The organism is Acidovorax sp. M2(2025) (genome assembly GCF_049330835.1).
In the GTDB taxonomy this organism is placed as follows: Bacteria; Pseudomonadota; Gammaproteobacteria; order Burkholderiales; family Burkholderiaceae_C; genus Acidovorax.
In genome coordinates this window covers 2,909,193-2,920,759 of record NZ_CP186262.1, presented here as the reverse complement: position 1 = coordinate 2,920,759, position 11,567 = coordinate 2,909,193, and the positions used below count along the sequence as shown (strand labels likewise).

The window sequence follows — 11,567 nt, the reverse complement described above, 5'->3', positions numbered from 1 at the left end:
CGCTTATGGGGCAAGCGCGGGCAGCTATCAAATCAGGAGTTTTTTGCAGGGCAGGCCGGCAGGTTGTGGCGCCCGGGCGCCATGGTAGCCGCACTGGGCTAGCCCCGTGGCTGCTGCGGCTTCGCGTTGCGGCAGGGCGGGGCCGGCGATTCGCGTGCGCAGGCGCCGCGCAAGGCCGCTATGCTGCGGGGGCGGCGCAGGCTGCGTGTGCCTGTCGCCCGGATTTGGACTTTGAACAGCCTCCCAGGGACTCCCCCATGAAACTCCTTCGCTATGGCCCGCCGGGCGCCGAGCGGCCCGGCCTGCTGGACGGCCAGGGCGTGTTGCGCGACCTGTCGATGCTGCTGCCCGACCTCGGCCCCGCGCAGCTGAACCCCCGCACCTTGTCGGCGCTGGCGGCGCTCGACGCAGCCCGGCTGCCGCCCGTCGAGGGCGCGCCGCGCCTGGGGTGCCCTGTGGGCGGCGTGGGCAAGATCGTTTGCGTGGGGCTCAACTACGCAGACCACGCCCGCGAAGCCGGCCTGCAGCCCCCGGCCGAGCCCGTGCTGTTCATGAAAGCCGTCACCGCGCTCAGCGGGCCGAACGACCCGGTGCGCATTCCGCCCGGCGCCGCCAAGACCGATTGGGAGGTGGAGCTGGGCATTGTCATCGGCACCCGCGCGCGCCAGGTCACCGAAGCCCAGGCGCTGGACCACGTGGCGGGGTACGTGCTGGCCAACGATGTGTCCGAGCGCGCCTGGCAGATGGAGCGGGGCGGGCAGTGGGACAAGGGCAAGAGCTTCGACACGTTTGCGCCCGTCGGCCCCTGGCTGGTGACCGCGGACGAGGTGCCCGACCCCCACGCCATTGCGCTGTGGCTGGAGGTGAACGGCCGGCGCATGCAGGACGGCAGCACCCGCGACTTCATCTTCGGGGTGCCCACGGTGGTGTCTTACATCAGCCAATGCATGACCCTGGAGCCCGGGGATCTCATCCTCACCGGGACGCCGGCGGGCGTGGGGCTGGGTCAAAAGCCGGCACCGCAGTTCCTGAAGCCCGGCGACGTGGTGCGCCTGGGCGGCGCGGGCCTGGGCGAGCAGACACTGTCCTGCGTGGCCGGGTAAGGGCGGCCGGGGCCGACCGGGGCCAACCGGCGGCAGGCTACCCCAGCTTGCCGCGCAGCGGGTGGTCCTTGGTGCGCCAGCCGGCCTGCTCGGGGCTGTGCACCTTGAAGAGCTTGAGGTCGGCCTGGCTCTGGTGCTTGACCGGAAACACCCGGAAGCTCGCCTGGTCCGGGTAGGTCACGAAGAACCACACGCCATCTCCGCTGGCCTGCGTGGCGTAGGCCACCTCGTGCCAGCACAGGTCGGCCTGGGTCTCGTAGGGGACCTCGCAGATGCGCGCGTCGGCCTGGGTTTCGTACTTCACTTTGAGGACATGGGCCATAAGATTCCTTGGGGCGTGCTCAGGGGCGGATGGTAGCGCGGCCCCGTTGCGCCAGCGGGTCGTGCCAGGGCTTGATCTGCGCCGACTTCCCAAAGCAAGGATCGGTTCGCACGGGTGTGCCCCCGAGTCCGAAGCGGCGCGGGTGCGGCGTGCGCGCTGACACCGAGGGCGGGTGCTGCCGGGCAGACACGGCGCGCTGCAGCCCACACAGTGGGGCGGTGCGCATTTTTGGCCATGATGGACATGCATGACGAGCTTCTCCCCGCGCTGGCGTTCCTGCTGGTGGGGCTGCTGCTGGTCGTGATGACGCTGACGAGTTCCTTCATCGCGCGGGTGCCCCTGAGTTCGGCCATCCTGTACCTCGCCGTGGGCGTGGGCATCGGCCCGTCGGGGCTGGGCCTGCTCCAGCTGGACCCGCTGCGCCACGCCCCGCTGCTGGAGCGGCTGACCGAGATCGCGGTGCTGATCTCGCTCTTCACCGTCGGTTTGAAGCTGGAGCTGCCCCTGCGCGACCGGCGCTGGCGCATTCCGGTGCAGCTGGCCACCGGGTCCATGCTGCTGACCGTGGGCGCGATCGCTGCGGTGGGCGTGGGGCTGCTGCACCTACCCTGGGGGGCGGCAGTGCTGCTGGGGGCCATCCTGGCGCCCACCGATCCGGTGCTGGCGTCCGACGTGCAGGTGTCCGATCCGGGCGACCGCGACCGGCTGCGCTTCGGGCTGACGGGGGAGGGCGGCCTGAACGATGGCGCGGCCTTTCCGCTGGTGATGCTGGGCCTGGGCTGGATGTCGTTGCACGACCTGGGCGATGCCGGGCGGCGCTGGTGGACGGTGGACCTGTTGTGGGCCGTGCTCGGCGGCCTGGCCATCGGCTACTCGCTGGGCGCGCTGGTGGGGCGCGCCATCCTGTACCTGCGCATACGCCGCCGCGAGGCCCTGGGCCCCGACGAATTCATGGTGCTGGGCCTCATTGCCCTGTCCTACGGAGTGGCCTTGCTGTGCCAGGCCTACGGCTTCCTGGCGGTGTTTGCCGCTGGCCTGGCACTGCGCCGCGTGGCAGCGCAGCCGGCCGGGCGGTCCCCTGCGACGGACGAAGGCGGTGCAGACGCGGCCCCGGAAGCCCGCGTCTCCGGCTATCTGATGGAGTCGGTCGAGCGCTTCAACGCCCAGCTGGAGCGCATGGCCGAAGTGGCGGTGGTGCTGGTGGTGGGCGCCTTGCTCGCGACCGTGGAGTTTGGTGCCGAGGTGCTGTGGTTCGTCCCGCTGCTGCTGGCGGTCATCCGCCCGCTGTCGGTGTACGCCGGCCTGTGGGGGGCGCCGGTGCAGCGCAGCCAGCGCCGGCTGATCGCGTGGTTCGGCATCCGCGGCATTGGTTCGGTGTACTACCTCATGTACGCCATCACGCACGGGCTGCCGCCGGCCCTGGCGCAGCGCCTGCTGTCGCTGACCCTGGCGGTGGTGGTGGCGTCGATGGTGGTGCATGGCGTCTCGGTCACCCCGCTCATGCGGCGGTACGAGCAGCGCAAGCGCGGCAGGGCTGCAGAGGGGTGAGGGGGCATCACCAGGGAGGTTTCAAGAAAAAAAGCCCTCCAGGCCTTGGTGAACAAGCGCAAGTAGCTATCAAAAACAGAGCGATCTGGTCCGCCGGGAAGGGGCGTCCCCCATTAAAGCCAGGTCTCGTGGCAGGGCACCTCGGCGGGGGTGAGGTTGATGTACTGCACCAGCCGGGGCTGCGTGCCCGTGTTCGCGCTGGGGCCATGGGGCAGGGCCTGGTGCCAGATGATGAGGTCGCCGGCACCGGCGCCGATGGGCACCGGGTTCAGGGCCTTCAGGTCCTGCACGCGGGGGTTGGCGCCCTCGGGCAGCTGCGCCAGCCAGTCGCCCACCCGGTGCTGGAAGCCGGGCAACAGCGTCAACGCTCCCTGCTCGGGCGGTGTGTCGGTCAGGTAAAGGATGCCCTGGGTGCTGAACGGAATCGGCAGGTGCAAGCTGACGTCCCAGTGCAGGCCCTGGCCACCGTACGGATAGCCGGGCCGCTCGGGCGGGTTGAAGCCGCAGCGGTCCGTGCTGCGCCACAGGTCGGCCGTGCCCCACAGCTGGGCAAAGGCCTTGTGGATGCGCAGGGAGCGCCGGTTGGCCTCGAACGCGGGGTGCTGGAACAGTTGCACCATGACGTTGCGCGGCGCATGGGCGTACCAGGAATCGGCATCGTCGGGCCCGGCGCGCACGGCGTCCCACACCACCTGTGCGGCGGCGGCACTGCCGGCCGGGGGCACCGCCTGGCGCACGATCACGTAGCCTTGCGTCTCCCAATGTTCCAGGTCTTCGGCGCTGAGCACGGGGGGCATGGCGTCCACCTGGGCGTGCAGCTGGGCGATCTCCTCGGGCACCACGCCCGTGCCGCCCACCAGGGCCTGGATGCGGGCCACCGTGGCCGCCGATGGTGCGCCCGCGGTGCGCACGATCCAGTCCTCGAACGCCCCGAAGTCCGGCGCCTGGTGCAGCACATGCTGCAGGGTCTGCTCCAGGCCGACGCCGAGCGCCGACAGCACCAAGTGCGTGCGATGGGCTTCGGCCGCGGCGCCACTGTGCGCCTGGCCCTGTCGGGCTGCCATCCAGCGCGACCAGCAGCGCTTGAGGTGCGGCACCTGGAGGGCGCCCAACGCTGTCTCGGGCGCCAGGGCGAGCGTGTCCCGCCCGGGGGATGTGAGGGGCATGTTGCGGTCTTTCGAGGGATTCAGTGGCTCGGACTCAGACCCGGGCTGGGCGGCCTTGGCCGCGGGTGCGGGCATTGTGCGCGCAACCCGCGCCGGTCACTGCGCCAGGGCCACGCCGCCGGCCAGCCGCTGTGCCACCACGGCCCGCAGGGAGGCCGGAGCGTCCTGCAGCAGCCGGGGCCATTCCTGCCGCGCCGTGGCCACGGTGTCGCGCAGCAGCGCCAGGTGCCGCGGCACGCGCAGCAGCCCGGCGGACTTCAGCAGCGCCTCCATGTCGGCCCAGCCAAAGGCGCGCAAGGTCTGGTCGATGGCGCGGTTCACCGCGTACTGGCTCTCGGGCACGCCCTCGAAAAAGGCCGCCACGCACACAGGGTCGTACAGCGGCGCGAGCTGCGGCACGCGGCCGTCGGGGTAGATCAGCGCCCAGTTCTTCAGGTGCGCATCGGTGTTGCCCATCAGGATGAACGCCACCATGCGCGCCAGGAACTCGCGCGTGTCCTGCACCGGCTGGCGGCCCAGGCGGTTGAGCACGCGCAGCATGGTGGCCCAGTCCTGCAGGATGCCTTTGCCGTACTTCTGCCGCGGCGTGTAGCCCAGCACCTGGTTGAACTCCTCCATGTGCACGCGGGCGCCGCCGGGCCAGTGGTCAAAGCGCTGTACGGCCAGTATTTCGTCAAACGGCATGGCCTCAGGCAGCTCGGCCTCGGCGCGGGTGATGACGCTGGCCTTCGCGCAGTGCAGCCCGAGCGCCTGGCACAGCTGGTATCCCGCAAACTCGTTGGCCACCAGGTCGGGGTGGGCAGAGGTAGGCAGCTTCAGGATCACGCTGCCGGCCGCACCCTGGCGGTGCACGGTGTAGCGGCGCCCGTCCTGCACCGCGCTGAACTTGGTGACCACGCCGGGCAGCGAGGCCGCGTCTGCCACGGGGTATTCCACAAACCCCGGCTCCAGCACATCCAGCCCCTGCGTGGTGTGCCAGTGCCGTACCACGTCCGGAATACCCTCCTGCGCGGGCACGGGCTCCACCTCCAGCGCGCCCATCAGGTCGTGGCCGGCCGCGGCCAGCAGCTCGAATTCGTCGTCGGGGCTGCAGCCGCGCTCGCGCGCCAGCCGGTCGCGGTTGTGGCCCTCGGGCAGCAGGTTCTGAAAGTACACCGGCCAGCGCCCGTCGGTGCGCACCAGCCGCGCATCCCGCGCCGACGCCAGAATCTGCTGCGTGGCCGCCTCGTCCGCGCCCTGGTAGCTGAGCGACAGGGTGGGGCGCTGCGGGTTGCGGATGTAGCCCTCATCAAACGACACGCGCAGGATGTCGCCGTACTGCGAGAGGTAGCCGATGGCCTCACGCCCGCCCGGCGTGCCGTCCGCCTGCGGCGGTCGGTGCAGGTACAGGCGCAGGTAGCGGATGGAGGTGCTCATGGGAGCCTCTGCGGGGCCGGCATCAGCCCGGGCGGCTCAGGCTGTCCACCACCGAAGGCGGCGCATCCACCCCCTGCGGCTGGCCCAGGAATTTGCCCCCCGCCTGGACGAACGCTTCCAGGCTCGGCCGCAGGCTGCTGGGCACGGCAATGATGTCCAGCCCCAGCACGCGCGCCATCTCCGCCAGGGTGGAATAGCGCGGGTCCAGGTCGCCGCCTTCCGTGCGCTGCACGGTCATGCGCGAGAGGCCGGCGCGCTGGGCCAGTTCTGCCTGGGTCATGTGGTGGGCCTTGCGGGTGGCGGCGAGGGCGGGGATCAGGTCGATAGACATGATAATTATCATACTCTTTTCGTGCATAAAGAGTAATTAAAATATCATTTTCGCGCCTGAGGAGGTGCAGTGCCAATGGGACATCGCCTGCGGCGACACACCGTGCGGGGCGCGCGAAACGCTTCTTTTCCGCGGAAGAGTTACACCCGTGTTGTCCCGCCATCTGGGCGAACGGATCGAGCGCGGAGGTCGGCAGGCCGAGCACGACAGGCATCGCGCTCGGCAATTTGTAGTGTGCGTCTGGCGGTGTTTATTCGTCGCGGATGCCGTTGCGCAGCGTGCCGATAGCGTCCACCACTATTTCGCACACGTCACCCGGCTTCAGAAAGATCTGCGGCGTCCTCTTGTTGCCCACACCGCCTGGGGTGCCGGTCACGATCACGTCGCCGGGCGACAGGGGGGTGAAGGTGGAGATGTAGGCGATCTGGCTAGGGATGTCGTGGATCATCTTGTCCGTGGTGGTGTCCTGCAGAACCTGGCCGTTCAGAACCGTTTGCAGGCGCATGACCTTGCCCGCCGGAATCTCGTCGGAGGTCACCATCCAAGGGCCGAAACCACCGGTTCTGTAGAAGTTCTTGCCGGGGGTCCACTGCGAAGTGGCGACCTGCCAGTCGCGCACCGAGCCGTCGTTGTAGCAGGCGTAACCGGCGATGTGGTCCCAAGCGTCTTCCTTCTTGATGCGGCGGCCGGGCTTGCCGATGATGATGGCGATCTCTGCCTCGTAGTCCAGGCGGTGCGATTCCGGCGGACGCACGATGTCCTGGCCGTGCGCTACCTGCGACTCGGGCAAGCGCAGAAAGATCACGGGCGTTTCGGTGATCTCCCTGCCTGTTTCGCGCACGTGCTCGCCGTAGTTCAGGCCGATGCAAAAGATCTGGCCGGGGTTGGGAATCACGGGCAGCAGCGTGAGCTGGCTGTATTGCAGGGTAAACGGATGCGACTTGGCGGCCTCCGCGGCGGCGCCCTGCAGGCCCTGGGTGAGCAGGGCCTTGAGGTCGGGCGCATGCGCGCCAAGGATGGGGGTGAGGTCCAACACGTTCTCGCCGTTGACGATGCCGTAGGAGGGCGTACCTTGGTTCAGGAAGCTGATGAGTTTCACGGGAAGAGTCCTTGCAGAATGAACAGAGGGAAACGACAAAAAAAGCAAAAAGAGAAAAAGCAAAAAAGCGCAATGAAACGGTGCGTCAGGGGATGCGGGCCGTGATTTCCTGGGCCGTACGGTTGAGTAGCTGCGTCAGCTTGGGGAGATCGATCACCGCCATGCGCTGCACGCTCGTGACCAGCGAGATGGCGCCCAGCAATGTGCCGTCTGCTTTTTGCAGCGGCACCGCCACCGCCGCCAGATTCGGCTCCAGCTCGCCATTCGAGAAGTAATGCCCCGCCTTGCGAATGGCGCTGTAGTACTTGCGAAATTCGCTCCAGTCGCGGGGCAGTCCAGCCTGGGCAATCTCTTGCGTGTGCTCGTCAAACACCCGGTGCAACTGCGCGGGGGTAAAACACGACAGGATGACTTTGGGCGCAGCGCCCAGAAACAGCGGGCGCGGGCGCCCCCGGCCATAGCTCAGCGTGGCCCTTGATGCGCCGAACTCCCGGTGGGTGTCGAGCACTTGCAAACCGTACAGACTCGATACCACGCAATCCAGCCCGGTTTGCTCGACCATCCCCCGCATCAGTGCCACACCGTGCTGCAGCACCGGGTCACCCTGGCGGATGTAGTGGTCCAGCACGATGATGCGGGGTCCCAGTGTGTAATGCGCGTCTGCCGAGCGCTGCAGCAGGCCCGCTTCGGTGAGCATCTTCACGTAGCGGTAGCCAGTGGGCAGGGAGACTTGGAGCGCGTCGGTGATGGCCTCGGCGGTCCAGGTCAGCTGGTGGTCGGAAAACAGGTCCAGCACGCTCAGCATGCGGGCCAGGCTGGAATCAGATTTCTCGGTCATGGGTTCAGGCTCAGTGGGGTTGGAGGTCCGCCACCGGCAAGCAGGCCGTGACAGCATCCAGTTCCCCGGGCGTTGCCGCCAACCCCATGACGTAGCGGTCTGGCCTGAGCATAGCGGCGCCCACGTCCAGGTTGTCCAGCCAGGCCAGCAAGGCAGGCTCTTGCGTCGGCATCACCACCACGCCCCCCCGCTGCCACAGCGCCTTGGTGTCATCGCTCACTGCCTGCAGCAGCACCGGGCGGCCGATCACCGCAAAGCGGTTGCCGATGTGGGCGTCGAGCAGTTGGCCGTTGGCCAGCACGGGTTGCGGAAACGGCTGGCCTACGGCGGGCGAGTCGCCCTGCAGCAAGCCGGGCCCCAGCCGCGGCGACGGAAACTCGAAAATCTCGGGCCCGCCTGCCCGGAACCGGGCATCACGCTCGCGAGCCTTGTCGGGGTCGGTGGCCTGGATGATGTCGCCCAGCTTGACTGCCAGTTCGATGAACGCATGCACATGGGGCGAGCGTTCTGACTCGTAGGTGTCCAGCAGCGTTTCGCTGGCGCGGCCACGCACCACCGCTTCAAGCTTCCAGGCCAGGTTGGAGACATCGCGCAACGCGGCGCACATGCCCTGGCCCAGAAAGGGAGGCGTCTGGTGCGCTGAATCGCCCGCCAGCATCAGTCGCCCCTTGCGCCAGCCTTTTGCGACCAACGAATGAAAGGTGTAGATGGCGGCGCGCTCGATGTCTGCCTGTTCGGGTGTCATCCAGCGGCTCACCAGTTGCCACAGGGTGTTGGGCTGCACCAGCTGCGCGGGGTCGTCGCCGGGCATCAGCATGATCTCCCAGCGGCGGCGCTTGCCGGTGACATTGCACCAGGTCATTGGCCGCGCCGGGTCGCAAAACTGTACGGTGTGCTCAGGCAACGCGGGGGCGTTTTCTTTCAGGAGGACGTCAAACACCAGCCAGGGCTGGCGCAAGCCCAGGTCCAGCATGCTGCTGCACAGCACCTTGCGCACTGTGGAGCGCGCGCCGTCACAGCCCACGACATACCGGGCCTGCACCTGGGAGCTGCTGGCCGCCTGCAGGTCGGCCACGGTCAGGTTGACGTGGTCAGCGGCCTCGGTGATCTGCGTGACTTCATGGCGCAGGCGTACCGCTACGCTGGCAAACCGGCCGGCGCCATCGCGCAGTACGTGTTCCAGCTCGGGCTGGTGAAAGTAATGGTTGCTGGCGCAGCCATGCGGGCCCTGGGCAGCAGTGCCGCCCCGGATCATCAGGGTTTCGCCCTTTGCGTTGACAAAGTGCATGCCCTTGAGGCCGGGGCGCGAGATGGCCTCCACTGCCGGGCGCAAACCCACCGACTGAAAGATGCGCATCACTTCGCCATCGAAGTGAATGGCCCGTGGCAACGGGTAGATGGCCGCCTCTTTTTCCAGTACCAGCACCGACAGGCCGGCCTGTCCCAGCAGATTGGCCAGCGTGGCACCTGCGGGGCCATAACCAATGATTGCGACGTCGAACATGGCTTACGCCTCCGCGGTGTAACCCATGCGGCGGGCCATGTCGGCCTGCCACGCCGCACGCGGCTGGAATCTGGGGCGGCTGCGCGCCATGGCCTCGGCGAGCGCGAGGACCGCTTCATCACTCTGGTCCAGGTCGATGGGCTCGCGCAGCGGCTGCTCGCAGTACCAGGGCATGTCCACAAACACCTCCAGCCGGTTGCCCTCGGGGTCGCGGAAATAGATCGACACCGCGTTGCCGTGGGTGGCGCACAGTAGCTCGGTGACGCCGCCATCGGCCGCCACGCGGTCACGCACTAGGCGGAGTGTGGCCAAGTCGGGCACGCGCAGCGATATCTGGTTGATCACGCTGAAGGTCAGGTCTGCTGGGCGGCCGCTGGCCAGCACGATCTGGTGGTGCTCGGCCGGGTCGCGGCTCAAAAACACCAACTGCACGGCGCCCAGGTCGCCCCGGTCGGTCTCGGTGAAGCACAACACGTCCTTGTAAAAGCGGGCCATGCGTTGCAGGTCACGCACGTAAAAGCCCATGTGACTGAACACCAGCGAGCCGGGATGTCTGAGGGCAGGAGGGGGGAGGGTCATGTCGTCTCCAAGGTTGATGTGTGAGATTACGAACAAAATTTTTTGTTTTCTTGTCATAAATTATGCAGCAATTCTCATAATTTGACAAAAACTTAGCTTTAGTCAAAGATTCGGCACAGACAATCCAGTGCGGTTGTCATGCGAGCCACATCACTACACACCAGGAGACAAGACATGACCCCTTTCATCACCCGGCGCACCGGCCTTGCTGCCCTCACGCTGGCCTTGTTGGCTGCAGCTGGGCTCCCGGCGCGGGCGCAGGATTACCCCACCAAGCCCATCCGGTTACTAGCGCCTTTTCCGGCGGGTTCGGGGCCTGATGCCAACGCGCGTGAAATTGCGGGGGAACTGACGAAGATCCTGGGGCAGACCGTGATCGTCGAGAACAAGCCGGGGGCCTCAGGGATCATCGGCACCGATGCCGCCGCCAAAGCCGCGCCCGACGGCCATACCTTGGTCGTTGGTACCACCAGCACCATGTCGGTACTGCACCACCTGTACACCAAGCTGCCGTTCAACGCCGAGAAAGACTTCGTCCCCGTCAGCCTGCTGGGCGTGCTCAACACCGGACTCATTGCCGCGCCTTCGGCCTCGTTCAAGACCGCTGCAGAAATGGTGGCCTATGCCAAAGCCAACCCCGACACCGTGACGGCGGCCACCTTGGGTGCTGGTAGCTACTACCACTTGGCGGGCGAATGGTTTGCATCCAGCGCTGGCACCAAGCTGCGCTTTGTGCCTTACAGCACCATCAGCCCTTACTCCGACTTGATGGCTGGCCAAGTGCAGGTGCTGTTTGATGCCCTGCCTGTGGCTGCGGGCGGCATACGCGGCGGCAAGCTCAAGCTGATGGCCCTGACGGGCAAAACCCGCCATCCCGCGTTCCCCGACGTGCCCACCTTTGCCGAGGTGGGCCTGCCCGACTACGCTCCAGTGGCTTGGCAGGGCATTCTGGCGCCCGCAGGCACCCCCAAGGCCATCGTCGAAAAGCTCAGCGCAGCCATGCAAAAGGCTGTGCAAAACCCCCAGTTGGCCGAAAAATGGCGCCAGTACGGCGGCGAGCTCAAGGCCACCACCCCAGCAGAGTTTGCAGCGTTCATCAAGGCAGACTCCGCCCAATGGGGGCAAGTGGTGCGCCAGGCCGGCGTCAAGCTGGATTAACACCAGACCGCCGGATGCGCGATCTCATCACCCACGAAGCGGTGCTCGATCTGGAGCACCGCCGCTGCGAGGCCATGCTGGCCGGCGACAGCGTAGCACTTGAGGCGCTGCAGTCCGAGGCGCTGGTGTACGTGCATTCCACCGGCACGCGCGACACTCGCAGCAGCTATCTGCGCAAGATCCGCGGGGGCGCCATGCGCTACCTGCGTCTGCAGTGGACTGAGCTGCAAGTGCAGGTGCTGCCTGGTGCCGCGCTGGTCACCGGCCGCATGGACGCCACCGTCCTCAAGGACGGGCAGGAAAAACCGGTGCGCAGCGCGTTCCTTACCGTCTGGGTGGCCGAGCCCACCCCTGCAGGCGGCATTGCGTGGCGACTGCGTGCACACCAGGGAACCCCTCTGCCCAGCGATGACTGAACCGTCCTAAGCCCGCAGCGCAGGCCCCGTGACCAGCGTTGAGTGCGGGCCGGCTTTGCCGGGGGCGCTCCACGGGAGAGCTTTGGA

The 11,567-nt window shown here is 67.4% G+C and carries 12 protein-coding genes; 4 read left to right on the top strand and 8 right to left on the bottom strand.

Annotated elements, in window-relative coordinates:
• Positions 1–257: 257 nt before the first annotated feature.
• Positions 258–1,103: a fumarylacetoacetate hydrolase family protein gene (locus ACOYR3_RS13590; protein WP_422842898.1), complete on the top strand. Its 846-nt coding sequence runs from the start codon at positions 258–260 to the stop codon at positions 1,101–1,103.
• Positions 1,104–1,140: 37 nt separating this feature from the next.
• Here the strand turns inward: ACOYR3_RS13590 and ACOYR3_RS13585 are convergent, their stop codons facing one another.
• Positions 1,141–1,425, bottom strand: a complete 285-nt coding sequence (locus ACOYR3_RS13585) for a DUF6150 family protein (RefSeq protein ID WP_291487235.1) — start codon at positions 1,423–1,425, stop codon at positions 1,141–1,143.
• Positions 1,426–1,668: 243 nt separating this feature from the next.
• On the opposite strand from ACOYR3_RS13585, the gene ACOYR3_RS13580 reads away from it, so the two are divergent.
• Entirely contained in the window at positions 1,669–2,973 is a 1,305-nt protein-coding gene (locus ACOYR3_RS13580; RefSeq protein ID WP_422846591.1) for a cation:proton antiporter, read from the top strand.
• A 113-nt stretch (positions 2,974–3,086) separates the two neighbouring features.
• On the opposite strand, the gene ACOYR3_RS13575 is transcribed toward ACOYR3_RS13580, so the two are convergent.
• The 7 genes from ACOYR3_RS13575 to ACOYR3_RS13545 form a co-directional block, all read right to left on the bottom strand.
• A complete protein-coding gene (locus ACOYR3_RS13575; protein WP_422842897.1) occupies positions 3,087–4,139 on the bottom strand; it encodes a phytanoyl-CoA dioxygenase family protein in 1,053 nt (350 codons plus the stop codon).
• A gap of 96 nt (positions 4,140–4,235) precedes the next feature.
• Positions 4,236–5,555 (bottom strand): type II toxin-antitoxin system HipA family toxin, encoded by a 1,320-nt coding sequence (locus ACOYR3_RS13570; protein ID WP_422842896.1) that lies wholly within the window; start codon positions 5,553–5,555, stop codon positions 4,236–4,238.
• A gap of 22 nt (positions 5,556–5,577) precedes the next feature.
• Complete coding sequence (locus tag ACOYR3_RS13565; RefSeq protein ID WP_422842895.1) at positions 5,578–5,886, bottom strand: helix-turn-helix transcriptional regulator; 309 nt, start codon at positions 5,884–5,886, stop codon at positions 5,578–5,580.
• A gap of 250 nt (positions 5,887–6,136) precedes the next feature.
• A complete protein-coding gene (locus ACOYR3_RS13560; RefSeq protein WP_422842894.1) occupies positions 6,137–6,985 on the bottom strand; it encodes a fumarylacetoacetate hydrolase family protein in 849 nt (282 codons plus the stop codon).
• An 85-nt stretch (positions 6,986–7,070) separates the two neighbouring features.
• Positions 7,071–7,823 (bottom strand): IclR family transcriptional regulator, encoded by a 753-nt coding sequence (locus ACOYR3_RS13555; protein ID WP_422842893.1) that lies wholly within the window; start codon positions 7,821–7,823, stop codon positions 7,071–7,073.
• Between the two features lie 10 nt (positions 7,824–7,833).
• Entirely contained in the window at positions 7,834–9,327 is a 1,494-nt protein-coding gene (locus tag ACOYR3_RS13550; protein WP_422842892.1) for a bifunctional 3-(3-hydroxy-phenyl)propionate/3-hydroxycinnamic acid hydroxylase, read from the bottom strand.
• 3 nt (positions 9,328–9,330) lie between these two features.
• Positions 9,331–9,906: a VOC family protein gene (locus ACOYR3_RS13545; RefSeq protein ID WP_422842891.1), complete on the bottom strand. Its 576-nt coding sequence runs from the start codon at positions 9,904–9,906 to the stop codon at positions 9,331–9,333.
• Between the two features lie 174 nt (positions 9,907–10,080).
• On the opposite strand from ACOYR3_RS13545, the gene ACOYR3_RS13540 reads away from it, so the two are divergent.
• Positions 10,081–11,064: a Bug family tripartite tricarboxylate transporter substrate binding protein gene (locus ACOYR3_RS13540; protein ID WP_422842890.1), complete on the top strand. Its 984-nt coding sequence runs from the start codon at positions 10,081–10,083 to the stop codon at positions 11,062–11,064.
• Between the two features lie 14 nt (positions 11,065–11,078).
• Positions 11,079–11,480 (top strand): nuclear transport factor 2 family protein, encoded by a 402-nt coding sequence (locus ACOYR3_RS13535; protein ID WP_422842889.1) that lies wholly within the window; start codon positions 11,079–11,081, stop codon positions 11,478–11,480.
• Positions 11,481–11,567 lie beyond the last annotated feature (87 nt).